General features: G+C 60.5%; 17 protein-coding genes. 12 read left to right on the plus strand and 5 right to left on the minus strand.

All coding sequences use genetic code 11. The features are described 5' to 3' along the window. Positions 1–102 precede the first annotated feature (102 nt). The 6 genes from bamA to lpxB are packed head-to-tail and all read left to right on the plus strand — an operon-like array spanning position 103 to position 6893. Positions 103–2427 carry an outer membrane protein assembly factor BamA gene (bamA, locus tag AC4CWH_RS07015; protein WP_491320968.1) on the plus strand — a complete coding sequence of 775 codons (2325 nt, stop codon included), beginning with the start codon at positions 103–105 and terminating at the stop codon, positions 2425–2427. A 50-nt stretch (positions 2428–2477) separates the two neighbouring features. Next, entirely contained in the window at positions 2478–3539 is a 1062-nt protein-coding gene (gene lpxD, locus AC4CWH_RS07020; RefSeq protein WP_491320969.1) for a UDP-3-O-(3-hydroxymyristoyl)glucosamine N-acyltransferase, read from the plus strand. Continuing rightward, positions 3532–3999 carry a 3-hydroxyacyl-ACP dehydratase FabZ gene (fabZ, locus tag AC4CWH_RS07025; protein WP_491281427.1) on the plus strand — a complete coding sequence of 156 codons (468 nt, stop codon included), beginning with the start codon at positions 3532–3534 and terminating at the stop codon, positions 3997–3999. The genes lpxD and fabZ overlap by 8 nt, the downstream gene beginning before the upstream one ends. Then, on the plus strand, positions 3996–4811 hold the full coding sequence (gene lpxA / locus AC4CWH_RS07030; protein WP_491320970.1) for an acyl-ACP--UDP-N-acetylglucosamine O-acyltransferase: 816 nt from the start codon (positions 3996–3998) through the stop codon (positions 4809–4811). The genes fabZ and lpxA overlap by 4 nt, the downstream gene beginning before the upstream one ends. 4 nt (positions 4812–4815) lie before the next feature. Then, the gene (locus AC4CWH_RS07035; RefSeq protein WP_491321376.1) at positions 4816–5700 is read left to right on the plus strand and encodes an LpxI family protein; all 885 of its coding nucleotides are present in this window, start codon (positions 4816–4818) and stop codon (positions 5698–5700) included. Next, complete coding sequence (gene lpxB, locus AC4CWH_RS07040) at positions 5697–6893, plus strand: lipid-A-disaccharide synthase (protein WP_491320971.1); 1197 nt, start codon at positions 5697–5699, stop codon at positions 6891–6893. The genes AC4CWH_RS07035 and lpxB overlap by 4 nt, the downstream gene beginning before the upstream one ends. On the opposite strand, the gene AC4CWH_RS07045 is transcribed toward lpxB, so the two are convergent. The 3 genes from AC4CWH_RS07045 to gltA all read right to left on the minus strand — a co-directional run bounded on the left by AC4CWH_RS07045 (position 6866) and on the right by gltA (position 9453). Continuing rightward, positions 6866–7249, minus strand: a complete 384-nt coding sequence (locus AC4CWH_RS07045; RefSeq protein ID WP_491320972.1) for a nuclear transport factor 2 family protein — start codon at positions 7247–7249, stop codon at positions 6866–6868. The two genes, lpxB and AC4CWH_RS07045, sit on opposite strands and share 28 nt — an antisense overlap. A gap of 97 nt (positions 7250–7346) precedes the next feature. Further along, entirely contained in the window at positions 7347–8024 is a 678-nt protein-coding gene (locus AC4CWH_RS07050) for a permease (protein WP_491320973.1), read from the minus strand. Positions 8025–8163: 139 nt separating this feature from the next. Continuing rightward, entirely contained in the window at positions 8164–9453 is a 1290-nt protein-coding gene (gene gltA, locus AC4CWH_RS07055; RefSeq protein ID WP_491281432.1) for a citrate synthase, read from the minus strand. A gap of 304 nt (positions 9454–9757) precedes the next feature. Between gltA and AC4CWH_RS07060 the strand changes: the two genes are divergently transcribed. After that, positions 9758–12439: a ComEC/Rec2 family competence protein gene (locus AC4CWH_RS07060; RefSeq protein WP_491320974.1), complete on the plus strand. Its 2682-nt coding sequence runs from the start codon at positions 9758–9760 to the stop codon at positions 12437–12439. Here AC4CWH_RS07060 and lexA read toward each other — a convergent pair. Then, the gene (gene lexA, locus AC4CWH_RS07065; protein ID WP_491281434.1) at positions 12420–13139 is read right to left on the minus strand and encodes a transcriptional repressor LexA; all 720 of its coding nucleotides are present in this window, start codon (positions 13137–13139) and stop codon (positions 12420–12422) included. The genes AC4CWH_RS07060 and lexA overlap by 20 nt on opposite strands. Before the next feature lie 169 nt (positions 13140–13308). Here lexA and AC4CWH_RS07070 point away from each other — a divergent pair, with 169 nt between their 5' ends. Then, positions 13309–14175: a VOC family protein gene (locus AC4CWH_RS07070; RefSeq protein ID WP_491320975.1), complete on the plus strand. Its 867-nt coding sequence runs from the start codon at positions 13309–13311 to the stop codon at positions 14173–14175. A 2-nt stretch (positions 14176–14177) separates the two neighbouring features. Next, on the plus strand, positions 14178–15023 hold the full coding sequence (gene kdsA, locus AC4CWH_RS07075) for a 3-deoxy-8-phosphooctulonate synthase (RefSeq protein WP_491320976.1): 846 nt from the start codon (positions 14178–14180) through the stop codon (positions 15021–15023). Between the two features lie 81 nt (positions 15024–15104). Here the strand turns inward: kdsA and AC4CWH_RS07080 are convergent, their stop codons facing one another. Next, entirely contained in the window at positions 15105–16919 is a 1815-nt protein-coding gene (locus AC4CWH_RS07080) for a methyl-accepting chemotaxis protein (RefSeq protein ID WP_491320977.1), read from the minus strand. Positions 16920–17218: 299 nt separating this feature from the next. On the opposite strand from AC4CWH_RS07080, the gene eno reads away from it, so the two are divergent. The 3 genes from eno (at position 17219) to pdhA (ending at position 20207) form a co-directional block, all read left to right on the plus strand. After that, complete coding sequence (eno, locus tag AC4CWH_RS07085) at positions 17219–18493, plus strand: phosphopyruvate hydratase (protein ID WP_491320978.1); 1275 nt, start codon at positions 17219–17221, stop codon at positions 18491–18493. 210 nt (positions 18494–18703) lie between these two features. Continuing rightward, a complete protein-coding gene (locus tag AC4CWH_RS07090; protein ID WP_491320979.1) occupies positions 18704–19021 on the plus strand; it encodes an FtsB family cell division protein in 318 nt (105 codons plus the stop codon). Positions 19022–19166: 145 nt separating this feature from the next. After that, a complete protein-coding gene (gene pdhA, locus AC4CWH_RS07095; protein ID WP_491281440.1) occupies positions 19167–20207 on the plus strand; it encodes a pyruvate dehydrogenase (acetyl-transferring) E1 component subunit alpha in 1041 nt (346 codons plus the stop codon). Positions 20208–20226: the final 19 nt, after the last annotated feature.

Consider the following 20226-nt stretch of genomic DNA (forward strand, 5'->3'; position numbering starts at 1 on the left):
AACGGGATACCTTGCTTGTAGGGCAAAAGCAGGTAAAACGACACACGTGGCCGGAGTCGGGTATCCCCCGACAAGGACAACGGAAAAAGGTAAGAATTGAAAATGAAAGCTGGTTCAAGGTTTTTGAACGCAGTCTCGGCGGTTGCGCTGTCTGCTGGTGTTGTTGCGTCTGGTGCAGGTGTGGTTGTTCTTAGCTCACCCTTGTCTGCGCAGGCCGCGACGATTCAGCGTGTCGAGGTGCGTGGTGCACAACGGTCCGGCCAGGAAGCTGTTCGGTCCAACATCACCATTCGCCCAGGCGTCAATTTTTCCAATTCCGATATCGATGAATCGGTAAAGCGTCTGTACGCCACCGGTTATTTTTCCGATGTGAAGATCGCGGTATCCGGCTCGACGCTGGTCGTGACGGTCAATGAAAGCCAGCTGGTCAACCAGGTGGTGTTCAACGGCAACCGCAAGATCAAGGACGACAAGCTGCAGGGCGTCGTCAACACCCAGCCGCTCGGCCCCTATAGCGAAGCGCTGGTCACCGCAGACATCGCGCGCCTGAAGGAAGCCTACAAGGCCATCGGTCGTGGCGACGTCGAGATCACCACGCAGGTGGTTCCGGTCGGCCAGGGTCGCGTCAACATTGCCTTCGTGATCAACGAAGGCGACCGCACCAAGATTTCCGACATCAAGTTCATCGGCAATCAGGCCTATGGCAATCGCCGCCTGCATGACGTGCTGGTGACGAAGGAATCCGGCCCGCTGTCGTTCCTGACCCGCAAGGACGTGTTTACCGAGGACAAGCTGCGCGCCGACGAAGAGGCGCTGCGCCAGTTCTATTACAACCATGGTTATCCGGACTTCCGCATCGTTTCGTCGGATGCGGTGCTCAACGAAGCAAAGAACGAATACACGCTGACTTTCACGGTCGAGGAAGGTCCTCGCTACAATTTCGGCAACGTGGCTGTCGAATCGACGGTCGACGGGATCAACGGCGCAGACCTGCAGGGTCTCGTCGAAACGAAGTCCGGCGACGTCTACAAGGCCAACGAAGTTCAAAAGACGATGGAGGCAATCTCCAAGAAGGTGGCCGAAGCCGGTTATCCGTTTGCACGCGTCACCCCGCGTGGCGACCGCAACTTCCAGACCAACACGATCGGTATTTCCTACCTCGTGGACCAGGGCGAGCGCGCCTATGTCGAACGCATCGACATTCGTGGCAACACCCGTACCCGTGACTACGTGATCCGTCGCGAGTTCGACATCAGCGAAGGCGACGCCTTTAACCAGACGATGATCACCCGCGCCAAGCGCCGTCTTGAAGCGCTGGGTTATTTCGGCAAGGTCAACATCACCACGCAGCCCGGCTCGTCCGCCGACCGCGTCGTGATCGTGGTTGATGTCGAGGATCAGGCAACCGGCTCGTTCGGTATCGGTGCCGGTTATGCCGCCGATGATGGCGTGGTTCTGGAAGCCTCGATCGAGGAAAAGAACTTCCTCGGCCGTGGCCAGTACATCCGCGTGGCCGCCGGTGGCGGTCTTGACGATGCCCGTACCTATTCGCTCAACTTCACCGAGCCCTACTTCCTCGGTTATCGCCTGGCTGCCGGTTTCGATCTGTTCAAGAGCCAGACGTCGTCGAACGATTATTACGACTATAACGAACAGGGTATTACCCTGCGTGTTACGGCGCCGATCACAGAGAATCTGGCGACGACCTTCCGTTACACCTACAAGCAGATCGAATATGACGGTACCGACGACTGGCAGACCAATCTGTCGCAGCCGTTCCGTGACCTCGTCAATGGCGGTACCTACGATCAGTCGTCTGTCTCGCAGACGCTGACCTACAACACGCTGGACGACAAGACGCTGCCGCGCGAAGGCATCTATGCAACCGTGACGCATGAATATGCCGGTCTCGGCGGTGATTCGGAATATTACAAGATCTACGGCCGCGCGCGTTATTTCCACCTTCTGTCGGATGAGCTTGATATCATCGGCCAGCTGTCGGTTGGCGCAGGTCATGTACTGGCGACGGGCGACGACCTTCACGTCTTCGACCAGTTCACCTTCGGCGGACGTCAGGTTCGTGGCTTCAAGAACGACGGTATCGGTCCGCGTGTTGGCGAAGATGCCATCGGCGGCACGACCTACTTCAACGCTTCGGCCGAAGTCACCATGCCGATGCCAGCCGTACCGGAAGATTTTGGCCTTCGCGCCGCCTTGTTCGCCGATGCCGGTTCGCTCTATGGCAACGATGTTCCGGTTAGCGGCACGGTCAACGGGACTGACAGTTCGCTGCGTGCCTCGGTCGGTGCAGGCATCTCCTGGGCCTCGCCCTTCGGTGCTCTGCGCTTCGATTACGCCGTGCCGGTTGCCAAGGAAGACTACGACGAAGAGCAGCGCTTCCGCTTCAGCATGGCAAACCAGTTCTGATCTTCAGCATCCAGAACCGCGGACTTTAAACTGTTCTGGAGCAATGGCTGATGGACAAGAACGACTTCTTTCCGCCGCATGATGGCGTAAGCCTGGGTGACCTGGCAAAGCATCTTGGGGCGGAACTTCTGGATCAGACCCAGGCGGGGCGGCTTGTCCGCTCCGTTTCGCCTGTGGCGCGCGCCCGCGAAGGCGATGTCTGTTATATCCTCTCCCGCAAGTACCGCTCCGAGCTGGATACCTGCAAGGCGTCTGCCATCCTCTGCGATGAGGCGCTGCGGTCTGTTATTCCCGCCCATATCCCGGTTCTTCTGACGCCAAAGCCGCATGCGGCTTTTGCGCGCGCCGGGGCGCTTTTGCATCCAAAAGCAATGCACTCTCCAGCCACCGTCTTGGGCAACGGCATTTCGCCGGCTGCCTATGTCGATCCGACGGCACGTCTCGAAGAGGGCGTTTCCGTCGAACCCATGGCTGTGGTGGGTGCGAACGCCGAAATCGGCGCGGGCACCCGAATCGGCGCCGGCGCTGTCATCGGCGCGGATGTACGCATCGGGCGCGATTGTTCGATTGCCGCCGGTGCTTCCGTCATCTGCGCGCTCATTGGCAATGGCGTCATCATCCATAACGGCGCGCGCGTTGGCCAGGATGGTTTCGGTTTTGCGCCCGGTCCCGCCGGCATGCTGAAAATGGTGCAGGTCGGCCGCGTCATCATCCAGGACAATGTCGAGCTTGGCGCCAATACCACGGTTGATCGCGGTGCAATGGACGATACGGTCATCGGCGAAGGCACGAAGATCGACAACCAGGTCCAGATTGCCCACAACGTAAAGATCGGCCGCCATTGCGCCATCGCCAGTGGTACTGGTATAGCGGGCTCGACAAAAATCGGCGACGGCGTGCAGATTGGCGGTGCGTCCGGCGTTAACGGCCATATCACGATCGGCGATGGTGTGCAGATCGCGGCAATGAGTGGCGTGGTGGCGTCCATCCCCGCAGGTGCGCGGTATGGCGGCATTCCGGCCCGTCCCATGCCCGATTTCCTGCGGGACCTCGCCGAGATTATGACGCGCTCGGACGAGCGCGCAAAGAAAAGAGGAGAAAGGAATGGCTGATCAGGAACAGGTGGTGCTCGACTCCGTGGATATCATGGAGATCATGAAGCTGCTGCCTCACCGGTATCCGTTCCTGCTGGTTGACCGCATCATCGAGATCGATGGTGACATGAGCGCAATTGGCATCAAGAATGTAACGGCCAACGAGCCGCATTTTGTCGGTCATTTTCCCGAACGGCCGATCATGCCCGGCGTGCTTTTGATCGAGGCGATGGCGCAGACGGCGGGTGCCATCTGTGCCCGCAAGCAGGGCGAAACCGGCAATCTCGTTTATTTCATGACGATTGACAATGCCCGTTTCCGCAAGCCCGTTGTGCCGGGTGACCGCGTCGAATTCCATGTCGTCAAGCAGAAGCAGCGCGGCAATATCTGGAAATTCCACTGCGATGCCAAGGTGGATGGCGTGCTTGTCGCCGAGGCCGATATCGGCGCGATGATCCGTCCGAAGGACGCGGCATGAGCACGATTGCCGCCAGTGCCCGCATTCACCCGATGGCTGTTGTCGAAGACGGCGCGGTGATTGGTGAAAACGTTACCGTCGGCCCTTTCTGCCAGGTTGGTCCGAAAGTGGTGCTGGGCGACAATGTCGAGCTTGTCTCGCATGCGGTCGTCACCGGAGCCACGCAGATTGGCCGTGGCAGCCGCATCTTCCCGATGGCAGTGATCGGTGGCGATCCGCAGAGTGTGCATCACGCCGGCGAGGAAACCACGCTGTTCGTCGGTGAAAACTGCACCATGCGCGAAGGTGTCACCATGAACACCGGCACGGTGGATGGCGGCGGCACCACCGTCGTCGGCAACAACTGCCTGTTTCTCGCCAATTCCCACGTGGCGCATGATTGCCAGCTCGGCAACCACATCATCATGTCGAACAATGTCATGCTGGCCGGCCATGTGAAGGTGGAAGATCGCGTGATCCTCGGTGGCGGCGCTGCCGTACACCAGTTCAGCCGTATCGGCCGCCAGGCTTTTGTCGGCGGTCTCTCTGCCGTCAATTACGATGTCATCCCCTATGGCATGCTGAACGGCAATCCGGGCCTGCTCGGCGGGCTGAATGTCGTCGGCATGACGCGCGCCGGCATCGACCGTGCAGTCATTCACCGCGTCCGCCGCGCCTTCAAGGATATCTTTGAAGGCGAAGGCTCCATCCGTGCCAAAGCCGCTGCCCTTCGCGACGACTATCTCGATTGCAAGGAAGCGCTTGAAATCATCGATTTCATCGGTGCAGACAGTGACCGGGCGATTTCCTCGCCGCATCGCGGCAAGGCCTGAGGCGGTGGCGCCGGTTCCCGTTCGAGACCGGGCGGGACGGCTTGCCATCATCGCCGGCGGCGGTTTTTTGCCGCTCTACGTGGCCGAAGCTGCGCGTGCTGCCGGCGACGAGCCTTTCGTCATCTGCCTCAAGAATGAAATTGACCGAGACTTTTCTCCCTTTGACCACGCCATTGCCGGCGTGGGTGATCTCGCGCGCATCGAAAAGCTGGTGCGTGAAAAAGGCGTGTTGCGCATCGTGATGTCCGGCGCCGTGCGCCGACGCCCGGAATGGCGCGATATTCACCCGACTTGGCGCACCTTCATCCAGGTGCCGCATGTGGTAAAAACACTGCTATCCGGTGGCGACGATACTGTGCTGCAGATGGTGATCCGTCTGTTTGAAGGCATGGGCTGCCAGGTGGTCGGCGTGCATGACATCGTGCCGGCACTTCTTGCCGAGACCGGCGTGATGGGTCGCCATCGCCCGACCGCCGATGACGAGCGGGATATCCTGACCGCATCCACCGCTGCACGACTGCTGGGGCAGCTCGATGTCGGGCAGGGCGCCGTCAGCGTCGGCGGGCGTATTGTGGCGCTGGAAGGTGTCGAAGGCACCGACCGCATGTTGCAGCGGGTGGCCGAACTGCGCGCGGAGGGCCGCATCTCGGCGCGGCGTCGCGGCGTGCTGGTCAAGCTCTGCAAACCGCAGCAGGATGTGCGTGCCGATCTGCCGACCATCGGCCCCTCGACGATCCGTTCGATCATTGCCGCCGGTCTTGCCGGCATTGCGGTGGAGGCGGGACGGGCGCTGGTGCTCGACAAGACCGAGATGCTGTCACTTGCCGATGACGCCGGTGTCTTCGTCTGCGGCATTGATGCAGGCCTTCCGGGGCAGGGAGTGAAATGAACATGCGTCCATTGAAAGTGGCCGTGGTGGCCGGCGAAGTCTCCGGGGATCTCTTAGGCGGTGACCTGATCGCCCATCTGAAGCGCGCCTATCAAGGCCCGGTCGAACTGGTGGGCGTCGGTGGCGATGCATTGGAAGCCGAAGGGCTGACCTCGATCTTCGATTTTTCCGATCTGTCGATCATGGGCCTGACGCAGGTGCTGAAACGCCTGCCGCTAATGATCAAGCGCCTGGGCGAGGCCGCCGATGCCATCATCGCGGCCAAACCCGATGTGCTCCTGATCATCGACAGCCCGGATTTCACCCACCGGGTGGCTAAACGCGTTCGAAAGGCGCTGCCGGATCTGCCCGTGGTGGATTACGTCTGCCCGAGCGTTTGGGCATGGAAGGAATACCGTGCGACGCAGATGCTTGCCTATGTCGATCAGGTGCTCGCCGTGCTGCCTTTCGAGCCGGAAGCCATGCGGCGGCTGGGCGGCCCGAAGACGGATTTCATCGGCCATCGGCTGACGGCGGACGCAAACGTCATATCGGTGCGCGCGCGCCGCCGTCTGCGTGGCCTTGAGAGCTCCGAAAGCGGACAAAAAACCGTGCTTCTGCTGCCCGGTTCGCGCTCGACGGAAATCCGCGCGTTGATGCCGGCGCTGAAGGAAACGGTGGACCTTCTGGCCGCCCGCAACGCGGCCATGCGCTTCGTGTTACCCACCGTGCCGCGCCAGAAGGCGCTGGTGGAAAGCCTTGTGCAGGACTGGACGGTGAAACCGGACATCACCGTCGGCGCCAGTGAAAAATGGGCCGCATTTGCCAGTGCCGATGCAGCCATTGCCGCCTCCGGCACGGTGACGCTGGAACTGGCGCTTTGCGGCGTGCCGACCGTCTCCATCTACAAAGGCGATTTCCTGATCCGGATGATGGCCAAGCGCATCAAGATCTGGTCGGCAGCCCTGCCGAACCTGATTGCCGACCAGCCGGTCATTCCCGAACATATCAACGACATGGTGCGCCCCGGCTACCTCTGCCGCTGGGCCGAATGCCTGTCATCCGACACGCATCAACGCCGCGCCATGCTGGCAGGCTTTCAAATCGTGTGGGATCGGCTTTCCACCAGCGTCCCCCCGGGAGAAGCCGGAGCCGGCCTGGTGCTGGAGGTTCTGGCGCGGCGCGGTCATGCGTCGGGAACAATTGTTCCCTGATGAAACACCATCTGCCAGCGGTTATCGATCCGCTTCCAGATTGAACTTCTGAGGGTTTGGCGCGCCGCCTGCGCCTGCGTCGCCAGTCGGTTGATCCGATAAGTGACCAGCAGGACATCGACGCTGAGTTCCTGCACGGCAAAGTCCTGTGCCTGTAACGACGATCCGCCATCCGTCGGGTCTTCCGCAGCAAGAGCCGCCACGGTCATCTGTTTGTCGAAGATCCGTCCCGAACTGCCGAATTCGATGAAGTTTTCGGCGAGAAGGCCTGCGACCTCGCGCGGGTCGGTTCGGACGTCCGCTCGATGCAGACTGCGCTCGAGGGCAACGATATTCTCCGCTGTCGTCTTCGCCATCAGGCTGCCTCTTTTGCCGGCCGCGTCACGGCAACTGTCGAACTTTTAGCGCGCAGTCTCGTGTCAGGCGCCTGTTGAACGCTTCCAGGCAGCACCATCATTTCCAACTTTTCAAGCTCCATCCGATCGCTAATGCGACCGCAAGGATCACGAGAACGCCGATCAGGAAACGGCCGACAAACAAGCCGACACCCGCAGCCGTGGTGATGTCCAGGTCTTGCTTGAACCATCGCACCTGAGCCTGTCCATACCAGAAAATCGCCAGGGCAAAGAGAACGGCGCCGGTGACGAGCCCCGCCTGGTGCGGGATGAGCATGAGATTAAGACCGATACCGGCCACCAAAACGAACAGCGCCGCCACATAACATTGGCTGTAGAACGGTGGCCGCAGTGTTGCCCGCGTCAACCGGACTTTCTTGCGTCTCACCAGCGTAACGGCCATGACGAGCGGCAAGACGCTGAAGATCACCCCGCGGGCGATCAGCAGATTGGCAGTGGATGACAAAATCGGTGGAAGCGTCGAATCATCGTAGAGAGACGGAATGGCGTGGGAAATTGTCTCGGCTAACAGGAGCGTCAGCAGCAGGAAAAGCGGCGGGCTTAGCGTATCGTCGTACTGGTCCTGCGGCCGGTCTGCCAGTTCCTCATCGGCGTAGCGCATCATGTCAAGCGGCGTGACGAGCGAACGCCACATGGTCAGCGGATAGAAGACGAGCCAGGAGACCACCTCGTAAAGCAGCTCTTCAAGAGACTTCAGCAGCTTCATGAAATCCATGGGTTTCCTCCGGTATCCTGCAGCGTCCACTGCGATTGCCGACACGATAGTTCGACCGGGCGGAAGAATCATCCCGATACGAAAAAGCCCGCGAAAATTTCGCGGGCTTTGATGGTATGATCTCTGTCCGAAACGGGTCTTAGCGCTTGGAGACCGGCACGTAATCGCGCTGGGCAGCGCCCGTGTAAAGCTGGCGCGGGCGGCCGATGCGCTGCTGCGGATCTTCGATCATTTCGGCCCACTGGGCAATCCAGCCGACGGTGCGGGCAAGCGCGAAGAGAACCGTGAACATGGTGGTGGGGAAACCCATCGCCTTCAGCGTGATGCCCGAATAGAAGTCGATGTTCGGATAGAGCTTCTTTTCGACAAAATAGCTGTCAGTGAGCGCGATCTTTTCCAACTCCATGGCAACCTGCAGAAGCGGGTCATCCTTGTGGCCAAGCTCGTTCAGCACTTCATGCGTGGTCTTCTGCATGATCTTGGCGCGCGGATCGTAGTTCTTGTAGACGCGGTGGCCAAAGCCCATCAGGCGGAACGGATCGTTCTTGTCCTTGGCGCGGGCAATGTATTCCGGAATACGGTCCGGCGTGCCGATTTCCATCAGCATGTTGAGGGCGGCTTCATTGGCGCCACCGTGAGCCGGGCCCCAGAGGCAGGCAATGCCGGCTGCGATGCAGGCAAACGGGTTTGCACCCGATGAACCGGCCAGACGCACCGTCGAGGTGGAGGCGTTCTGCTCGTGATCCGCATGCAGGATGAAGATGCGGTCCATGGCGCGGGCCAGAACCGGGTTCACCTTGTACTCTTCACACGGCACGGCAAAACACATGCGCAGGAAGTTCGAGGCGTAATCGAGATTGTTCTGCGGATAAACGAACGGCTGGCCAATATGGTACTTATAGGCCATCGCAGCGATCGTCGGCATCTTGGCGATCATGCGCAGCGAAGCGACCATGCGCTGGTGCGGATCGGTGATGTCGGTGGAATCGTGATAGAAAGCCGAAAGTGCGCCAACCGTGCCGACCATGACGGCCATCGGGTGGGCGTCGCGGCGGAAACCGGTGAAGAAGCGGCTCATCTGCTCATGCACCATGGTGTGGTGCGTGACGCGGTGATCGAAATCCTTCTTCTGGGCAGCCGTCGGCAGTTCGCCGTACAGCAGCAGATAGCAGGTTTCCAGGAAGTCGCCGTGTTCAGCCAGCTGCTCGATCGGGTAACCGCGATGCAGCAGAATGCCTTCGTCGCCATCGATGAAGGTGATCTTGGATTCGCAGGATGCGGTCGAGGTGAAACCCGGGTCGTAGGTGAAGGCGCCGGTGTTCTTGTAGAGTGCGCCGATGTCGATCACATCAGGCCCGATCGTGCCCTTCTTGACCTGCAGGTCGACCGTTTTATCTCCCAATCCCAGATGTGCGCTTGTGTCCGTCATACTGATCCTCCGATGGGCGGAATGGCGCGAAACGCGCCAGATGAGTGAAGCCTCTGAAAGTAGCTATATGATCTAAAGCGTGCTGCCAAGCACTTGGCGCGGGTAATTGTGCAGCGCGAAAGCCGAGGCGATAAAGCGGCGTCGCGGCCTGGCAAGACCACATTCTGGCAGTTTGGCGCGATTAAATCGATCCAATCAAGGCGGGCGGTCAACCGTGGCGGATGCTGCAATTGACCGGACAAGTTAAACAGGTGCAGGTTGTCTTTCGGTTAAAGGGGAATGATGCTTTTTCCCGGGAGGATGTGTGGCTGAGGTGGACGTCTCGCCAGGCGAATCATCGCGTGAGGCGATGGCGTTTTCGCGCGGCCTGAGGTTACCCGCAGCCATTTCGCCGCAGCTACCCGCACGCCTTGCCGAGGATAACCGCGACCTCGATGATGGGTTTCTCGACGCACGGGAAAGTGAACATCCTGGCTGGCGCCAAAAGCTCGCAAACCTTGTCGCCGAAGAGGAGGCGCACGGCCGCCATTTCCTCCTCGTGCCCGTATTTATAGGGCTTGGCGCAATCGTCTGGCTCTCACTTGCGGAGCCGCCACCCGCTGGCTTTGGCCTCTTGGCACTGCCGCTGATTATGACCGCGATCTTGCTTGGTCGGGCCGGGCGCCGCGGCTTTTCCCTAGCGCTCATGATGCCCGGATTGATCTGCGCCGGTGCGGGCCTTGCGCAGATCGAAAGCCTGCGCAACCGAACGACGATCCTCGACACGCCGGTGACCACGCAGATTGAAGGTCTCGTGGAAAAACGCGAGGCGGCGGCCGGCGGGCGCTGGCGTTATACGGTGCGCATTTTGACAACCGCTGCCCCCGTCATTGCCCGTCCGCCGGAACGCGCCGTCTTGCTTTCCCGCACCGCACACGAAGCCTATGAGACGGGGACGCGGATTGCCGGCAGGGCACGGCTTTCCCCACCCTCGGGACCGGCTCTGCCCGGGCTCGCCGACTTTGCCTTTTCTGCCTATTTTCAAGGCATCGGCGCCGTTGGCTTTTTCTATGGGTCGCCGCAGGTCGGCATCGGCACGCATGAAAACTGGTCGACGCGCATCCTTGGCAAGCTGTTTGAACTGCGAAGCGACATCGGAACCCGCATCCGCGCCGTGGTTCCCGGTGATGCCGGGGCTTTTGCCGCCGCCATCGTCACCGATGAGCGTCGTGCAATCTCGGAAAAGACCATCGAGGCGCTGCGGGTCGCGGGGCTTGCCCATATCGTGGCAATCTCCGGGCTTAACATGGCGCTGGCGGCCGGCATCTTTTTTGTCGGCGCGCGAATGGTGTTCAGCCTGTTTGCCGGCTTTGCGCAGCGGTTTCCCGTCAAAAAGATCGCAGCTATCGGCGCGCTGGCCATGGTGACGGCCTATTATCTCATTTCCGGTTTCGGTGTTTCGGCCGAGCGCGCCTATGTGATGATGGTGATCATGCTGGCCTCGGTGCTGTTCGACCGTCCCTCGATCAGCCTGCACAATGTGGCGCTCTCGGCACTCGTCATCCTGGTCCTGACACCCTCGGCAGTGCTGGGTCCCAGCTTCCAGATGTCGTTTTCCGCAACGGCCGCACTTGTCGCAGGTTACGCCGCCTGGTCGAGTATTCATGGCGATCCGCATGATCCGCTTGCCGCGCGCCGTCCGGCACTGCTTGCCGCCACCGCCGCTCTCTCCAGCATGGTCGCCGGCGTGGTGCTGACCTCGCTCATCGGCGCACTCTCCACCTCGATCTTCTCCGTTTCCCACTTCCACCGCGTCGCCACTTATGGCCTTGCCGGCAATCTCGCGGCCATGCCGATCATATCGCTGATCGTCATGCCCTTCGGCATGCTTGCCATGCTGCTGATGCCGTTCGGGCTGGAGGCGCCGTTCCTGAAACTGATGGGTTTTGGCGTTGAGCTGGTTATCTCCGTTGCCGAGACGGTGGCGGGTTGGGGAGGAGACGCCCCGGTTGGGCGGCAGCATGGCTGGTTCCTGCCCATAGCCTCGCTCGGCTTTCTGATTCTGGTCCTCCTGCGCACACGGCTAAAACTGTTCGGCCTGCCGGTCATGGCGGCAGCACTCATTTTGTCGTTCTGGCCTGACGATGCCCCGCGTCCAAGCCTCTTGATTTCTGAAGACGCAAGCCTCGTCGCTCTCATCGACGGACAGACGGCCGCCACCAACCGCCGGACACCACCCGATTTCATCTATCGCCAGTGGCAGAATGCCCTCATCATCGACAATACGCTTGCGCCGATCATGCCCCGGCGCAACACCGCGGCAAAACCGCAAGACTTACCACCCGGCACCGCGAAGAGCGCTCATGCACAACCCGGCGCCGATGCAGCACACAGCCGCCAGACGGGAGCCGATGCAGACACGCCCGAATCAGAGATCGCCACAGACATCCGCGCGGTCGTTCCCGAGGAAGGACACGGAGCAGGCCCATCAGACGCTGACGCGATTCACTTGAACTCTGGCCGAACCGAGACAGGCGTTTCCCCCCGAAAGCCACCAGATCCGCCCTTGACCAAAGAGGAGCAGCGAGCGGCTGCCACTGCCATGGACAAAGCCCTGACCAGCGCTCCTCCCGGTCAATTCACCTGCATTGCCGCTCTCGGCTGTTTTGCCCGTTCGCTGGAAAAAGTGCGAATCGCCACCATCGATGACCCGCGTTATGCGGGAACCGCCTGCGATACGGCCGACGTCGTGATTGCCGCCCGTGCCCGATTCGAAACCTGCCGCTCCGGCGCGCTGATGCTGACGGAATCGACGCTACGCAAGACAGGAGCCCTTGAAATCCGATTTGCCGGAAGCAGTCACCGCCGGGATTGGCAGGCAACCGGCGCAAGCATCGGCAACAAACGCCCCTGGAGCGTTCACCGAACCTATGATTGGCGGCAGCGCATCTTTGACGAAACGTTGCCGCAACCGGTTTTCGAACTGCTTAGTGGTAACGGCGGATGAGGCCGACAAGCTTGCCCTGGATTTTCACCCGGTCCGGCCCGAAAATGCGGGTCTCGTAAGCGGGGTTGGCCGCTTCAAGCGCAATCGAGGCGCCCTTGCGGCGAAAGCGCTTCAACGTCGCTTCCTCGTCATCGACAAGCGCCACGACGATATCACCGGGCGTCGCCGTGCTGCCATTGCGGATGATCACCGTGTCGCCATCCATGATGCCGGCTTCGATCATCGAGTCGCCCTTTACCTCCAGCGCGTAATGCTCGCCGGTGCCCAGCATCTCGATCGGCACGCTGATGGCATGGGTATTGTTCTGGATGGCCGAGATCGGCACGCCGGCAGCAATACGCCCCATGACGGGAACGGTGGCAGAGCCCGTATATTCTTCGACAGCCGGAGCTGGCGGGGCAGGGCGTGTGGCCGGCGGCTTGCCGAGGCTGCCTTCGATGACGCTGGGCGAAAACCCGCGACGCGGCTGGGCCGGCGGCGAATAGGATTCCGGCAGCTTGATCACCTCAAGCGCCCGCGCCCGGTTCGGCAGCCGTCGAATGAAGCCACGCTCCTCAAGCGCGGTAATCAGGCGGTGGATGCCCGATTTCGACGCCAGATCGAGGGCATCCTTCATCTCGTCGAACGAGGGCGGTACACCGGATTCCTTCATCCGTTCGTGAATAAACAGGAGCAGTTCCTGCTGTTTGCGTGTGAGCATGAAGACAACCTCGAAGTGGAAACAAATCCAGAACAGACACTATATGTTCCATATGTGTTCCGCAAGCCCTCAAAAGCCGGGGATAAAACGCTGATTGCTGAAAGCGTGCGGGATATTCAAGCGCTTATCCGGCGCTACACTGCCGCCCGCATCGTTGAAGGAGAGAATCATGGTCCGCCCGCTCGATCATCTTGTCATGCCCGTCTGCACGCTGGCGGTGGCGCGCCAGCGGCTGGGGACGCTCGGTTTTACCGTGGCGCCGGATGCGCAGCATCCGTTTGGGACGCAGAATGCCTGCGTGTTTCTCTCCGATGGCCTGTATCTGGAGCCATTGGCGATCCGCGACCGCGCTGTTGCCGAACGCACGGCAGGAGAGGGCAACGTCTTTACCGGGCGAGATCTCGCCTTCCGTGCCGCCTGTGGGGACGATGGATTTTCTGGCCTCGTGGTCGCTTCGCCGGATGCCGATGGAGACCACACGCGGTTTGTCGGAGCAGGTCGGTCCGCCGGCGAGATCCTTGAATTTTCCCGCGCGGCGCTGACGGCGGACGGGCATGAGGTGATCGCACGCTTCAGGCTGGCCTTCGCCGAAACCGGATCTCCCGAATTTTTCCTGTTCGCCTGCGAGCGGCTTAATCCCTTGCCGGCCGACAGGGCGCATCTGGAGCGGCATCAAAACGGCGTGGTCGGGTTGCGGGGCGTGTGGCTTGCCGCAGATGATCCGATCGCTGCGCTGCCTGTTCTCGAGACTGTATTGGAAACCAAAGCAGTTGCGGATGCCTCGGGTCATGTCTTTCAGGCGCGGAATGGACATGTTGCGCTGTCGTCGCGGCAGAGTGTTGCGGACGAACTCGGCATTGATCTCTCCCCATCCGCCGGCGGGCTTTGCGGCGCTGCCCTGGTGTTTGCCACCTCTGATCTTGCCGTGACAGCAGATTGCCTTGCTGCTAATGACGTGGCCTTTAAGAAAAGAGGCACGCGCATCGTCGTTGCCGCAGCCCCCGGTCAGGGCGCTGCTTTCGTGTTTGAGGAGTGATCATGGCCGTCACAGCCAATGCAGAGGTATCCGTCGGCGAGGGTTCGGCCCGCGTCGTTTTTTCAAACACCGGCCGCCTGTCGCTGATCGCCGGCCCCTGCCAGATGGAAAGCCGCGACCACGCCTTCATGATGGCCGGCGCCGTCAAGGAAATCTGCGATGATCTCGGCATCGGCCTTGTCTACAAATCCTCCTTCGACAAGGCCAATCGCACCTCGATTGCGGGCAAACGCGGCATCGGGCTTGAGACGGCCATGGAGATCTTTGCCGATCTCAAGGCCGAGTTCGGCTTTCCGGTGCTGACCGATATCCACACGGAAGAACAATGCGCCGTGGTGGCCGAGACTGTGGACATCCTGCAGATCCCGGCATTCCTCTGCCGTCAGACGGATCTTCTGGTTACGGCGGCAAAAACGGGCCGCGTCATCAACGTCAAGAAGGGCCAGTTCCTGGCGCCTTGGGACATGAAGAACGTGCTCGCCAAGTTCACCGAAAGCGACAATCCCAATGTGCTTCTGTGCGAGCGCGGCGCATCGTTCGGGTATAACACGCTTGTCTCCGATATGCGTTCGCTGCCGATCATGGCGTCCCTCGGCGCGCCGGTCATTTTCGATGCAACCCATTCGGTGCAGCAGCCGGGCGGGCAGGGCGGCTCGACCGGCGGACAGCGGGAATTCGTCGAGACACTGGCACGGGCAGCCGTCGCCGTCGGCGTGGCCGGTGTCTTCATCGAAACGCATGACGATCCCGACAACGCCCCGTCCGATGGCCCGAACATGGTGCATCTCAAAAACCTGAAGGGCCTGTTGGAAAAGCTGCTGGCGTTTGACGCCGTCGCCAAGTCCTGAAGCGGTATTTTGCTGAACGAACAAGGGGCGGCCTAAGAGCCGCCCCTTGTTGAGTATGCCGATGTCTGGCTCGGTTGTGCCTTAAGACGCCATCCGGTAACGGCTTGCCTTTTGCTGGCCGACCGTAAACCGGGACAGATGCTGCCCAAGCGTTGCGGTATGGCCGTTGAGATCGCCGCAGGCCGCACTTGTCTCTTCAGCCATCGAAGCATTGCGCTGGGTTACCTGGTCCATCCGGTTCACCGCCTCGCTGACCTCTGCCAGCGCATGGGACTGTTCACCGGCTGCCGAGACGATGGCCGCGATAAGATCGTTCACCGCCTGCACCTGGCGTTCGATATCTTCGAGCGAAAGGCCGGTGCGATTGACAAGGGCGACGCCCGCGCCCACCTGCTTTGACGAGGTGTCGATCAGCTCGCGGATTTCTCGCGAGGCGCTGGCGGAACGGCCGGCAAGCTCGCGCACTTCCTGGGCCACCACGGCAAAACCCTTGCCCGCTTCGCCGGCACGGGCCGCCTCGACGCCGGCATTGAGGGCCAGAAGGTTGGTCTGGAAGGCAATTTCATCGATCACGCTGATGATCTGGCGGATCTGGGTGGATGACCCTTCAATCTTTGCCATGGCATCCACCGCCTCGCGCACCACGGCATTGGAGGTTTCGGCACTCGTTCTCGTCTGCACCATGCGGTTATTGGCCTCGCGCGCACGGTCTGTGGTTGTGCGCACGGTGGTGGTGATCTCGGCAAGTGCTGAGGCTGCCTCTTCCAGCGACGAGGCCTGCTCTTCGGTGCGCCGCGACAGGGCGTCAGTGCCGCCGGCAATACTGGTGGCGCCCGTCTGCACGGCGTGCATCGCCTCGCCGATTTCACCCAGCGTTTCCTCAAGCGTCTGCAGGCTTGCATTAAATTCACGCCGCAGTTTTTCATAGTCGGCGGAAAACGGCACCGAGAGCCGGGTGGTGAGATCACCCTTGGCCAGCCGTTCAAGGCCGGCGCTCAAGGCCTCGATCACACGCGCGCGGGTGGCGTCTTCCTCGGCGCGGCGGGCGTGCTCGGCCCGTTCGGCGGTCATGCCCCGTTCGCGCTCCTCTTCCTGCCGGCGCCGTGCGGCGATCCGCTCCTGCGCGTTTTCGCGAAACACTGTCACGGCCGCCGCCATTTCTCCGATTTCGTCACCGCGTCCGTCATAGGGTACGGGCCGTGAATAATCGCCGCCGGCCAGGATGCTCATATAGTCGCGCATGCCGCGAAGCGGCTTTATGGCACGCCGGTTCATGGCAATGAGACCTGCGATCAGCAGGCCCATGGCAGCAGCCGCCGCGACATAAGAGGCAAGGCTCTGCGTGAAGGTTTCCTCGGCCGCCTGTTTTTCAGCGCCGGAAAGCCGGTCATTGGCGGCTGTCACCAATGCATCCACATCGGCGCGGTGCGCCTGGAAGGCTGTCTTCAGCGCATTGACGGCCGCGCGAATGCGCTGGGCATCGCCTGAGGAAATGGCGCTTTTGTAATCTCCGTCGAGGAGGGACCAAAAGGTTTCGGCGCTCGGCTGAACCTTGCTGGCCAATTGCTGTTTCAACTGTGGCGCAAGCGTCGAGCCGGACCAATAGGCCTTGCGTGTCTCGTAATCCTTGCGCAGGACGGCAATGCGCTTGAGGTTCTGGTCCGCAAGCTCCGGATGGTAGGCCCCTTCGGTTGCCAGCAGATAGGCTTCCACCAGAAACATCGGCGGCGGCAGGATGTCGGCGACCAAGTCCTTGCCGTAGACGATCTGCTCATAGACCGGTCCATTGACCCGCAGCCGGTCGAAAGCAAGTTTCTGGATGCCGATGGCGGCGGCAACGCCAGCGCCGACCAAAAGGCCAAACAGGAGAAGACTGCGCGATATCGTAAGTGTCATGGACGGTCCCGGACGGGTGAGGGGTTATCGGCCGCCAGCGCTCCCCTTGCGCCAGATTAGGCCATGCTCAATTATGCCCGTCAGCTCTTACCAAAACGCAAACAGCCTCTTAAAATGTCTATCCAACTTATTGGAATCACACTGTGAAAACACAACCTTTCGGCTCTGGCCGGTTGCCGCAAGCCATGGAGGAGGTGCCAGCAAACCGACATCGCTGTCATATGCCTGCCATTGTAATTTCTGTACCTTGGATTAAGACAGACGGTGATTTCCACCGCACTTACCAGCAGGAATAGCCAATGACAGCCATTACCGACATCATCGCGCGCGAAGTTCTCGACAGCCGCGGCAATCCGACCGTCGAAGTCGACGTTCATCTCGAGGACGGCAGCATGGGCCGCGCGGCCGTTCCCTCCGGTGCCTCGACGGGCGCCCACGAAGCGGTGGAACTGCGCGATGGCGGCAAGCGCTATCATGGCAAGGGTGTCGAAAAGGCAGTCGAAGCCGTCAACAGCGAGATCTTCGATGCCATCGGCGGCCATGATGCGGAAAACCAGATCCTCATCGACACGCTGATGTGCGAGCTGGACGGCACACCGAACAAGTCGCGCCTCGGCGCCAACGCCATTCTCGGCGTATCGCTGGCTGTCGCAAAGGCTGCCGCCGAATCGTCCGGCCTGCCGCTTTTCCGTTATGTCGGTGGCCCGAACGCCCGCCTTCTGCCGGTGCCGATGATGAACATCATCAACGGCGGCGCCCATGCCGACAACCCGATCGATTTTCAGGAATTCATGATCATGCCGGTCGGTGCCGAAAGCATCCGCGACGCCGTGCGCATGGGTTCGGAAGTCTTCCATGTCCTGAAGAAGGAATTGGCAGCTGGCGGTCACAACACCAATGTCGGTGATGAGGGCGGATTTGCGCCGGGCCTGAAGAGCGCGCCGGAAGCACTCGATTTCATCATGAAGTCGATCGAAAAGGCCGGTTACCGTCCGGGCGACGACATGCAGCTGGCGCTCGACTGCGCCTCGACCGAATTCTTCAAGGACGGCAAATACGTCATGGAAGGCGAAGGCCGCACGCTCGAGCCGGAAGCCATGGCTGATTATCTGGCCGAACTTGCCGCCAAATATCCGATCATCTCCATCGAAGACGGCATGGCCGAGGACGATTGGGACGGCTGGAAGTACCTGACCGACAAGATCGGCGCCAAGGTGCAGCTGGTCGGCGACGATCTCTTCGTCACCAATTCGTCGCGCCTGCGTGACGGCATCAAGATGGGCGTTGCCAACTCCATCCTGGTCAAGGTCAACCAGATCGGCTCGCTCACCGAAACGCTCGATGCCGTGGAAACCGCCCACAAGGCTGGCTACACCGCCGTCATGTCGCACCGCTCGGGCGAAACGGAAGATTCGACGATTGCCGATCTCGCGGTTGCCACCAATTGCGGGCAGATCAAGACCGGCTCGTTGTCGCGCTCCGACCGGATTGCCAAATACAACCAGCTGATCCGCATCGAGGAACTGCTCGGTCCGCAGGCAAAATATGCCGGCCGCTCGGTTCTGAAGGCCTGATTGAAGGGACCGTCGAGGTCCATGATCTGACAAAGCGCGGGCGGCGACCGGAAACGGTTGTCGCCCGTTTTGCATTGAGGCCTTGGAGGCGGGTAAAAATGAGTGCCCGATCAAACCGACAGAGTGTCGCAAGCTCCCCAAGATCAACGATTGATTAAGCAAGATGTGCGATTTTGAAATCCTGGTAATGCGTTTCAGGAACTAGCTCGCATGTGGACGAGACATCACAAGGAACGGAAATTCGGTCGTCTGGTGCTTCCCGTCATCACGGTCGCCTTCCTTTCCTATTTCGGTTATCATTCGGTCCACGGCGACCTCGGTCTGATCGCCACGGAGAAGTTCGAGCACATGCGTGCCGAGCGCGCCGATGAACTTGCCAAGCTGAGCAGCAAGCGCAAGGCGCTGGAGCGGCAGGTGGAATTGCTGAGCGATGGCTCACTGGAAAAAGATATGCTCGATGAAACCGCACGTTATCAGCTGAACGTGTCGCGCGCCGACGAAATCGTCGTGTTCAACAGCTACTTCTGAATTAACCGAAATCCAGTTAATTCTCTTTTTTCCCTGAATTTTCATGGTTTTATATATCATGTGAGCCATGCATTTATGGCATTGCTGGGGCGTGCTTTCTTGCCTATGTTGACGACAACCAACAAACACGCAGGGAGGTTAGTGCATGGCGCCCAAGCAAGTCGCGTCCGCGGCCGGTCGAAAGACAGCAGCGAAGCCTGCAAAGAGCAATGGCGGTGCTATCGCCGAGTTCGATAAGGCCGAGGAACTCAAGGCCTACAGGGAAATGCTCCTTATTCGCCGATTCGAGGAAAAGGCCGGCCAGCTTTACGGCATGGGCTTCATCGGCGGTTTCTGTCACCTTTATATCGGCCAGGAAGCTGTCGTTGTCGGCATGCAGATGGCCCAGAAAGAGGGTGACCAGGTCATCACCGCCTATCGCGATCACGGCCACATGCTGGCCTGCGGCATGAGCCCGCGCGGCGTGATGGCAGAGCTTACCGGACGTCGCGGCGGCTATTCGCACGGCAAGGGCGGCTCGATGCACATGTTCTCCAAGGAAAAGCACTTCTACGGCGGACACGGAATCGTCGGCGCCCAGGTGTCGCTCGGAACCGGTCTGGCCTTTGCCAACAAATATCGCGGCAATGACAGTGTATCCGTTGCCTATTTCGGCGATGGCGCGGCAAACCAGGGCCAGGTTTACGAGAGCTTCAACATGGCGGCGCTCTGGAAGCTGCCGATCATCTATATCGTCGAGAACAACCGTTATGCCATGGGCACCTCGACAGCGCGCGCGACCGCGCAGTCGAACTATTCTCTGCGCGGTTCCGGTTTCGGCATTCCTGGCATCCAGGTGGATGGCATGGACGTGCGCGCCGTAAAGGCTGCCGGTGACGAGGCGCTCGAGCATTGCCGTTCCGGCAAGGGTCCCATCATTCTCGAAATGCTGACCTATCGTTACCGCGGTCACTCGATGTCCGACCCGGCCAAGTATCGCTCCAAGGACGAAGTGCAGAAGATGCGCTCCGAACACGATCCGATCGAACAGGTCCGGATGCGCCTTCTTGAGCGCGACTGGGCGAGTGAAGACGAGCTGAAGGCGGTCGACAAGGAAATCCGTGACATCGTTTCGGACAGTGCCGATTTCGCCCAGGCCGATCCGGAGCCGGATGTATCCGAGCTTTACACCGACATTCTTCTGTGATTGCGGGGAGGGACCTGTA

This window comes from Neorhizobium sp. PAMB6716, assembly GCF_058242805.1.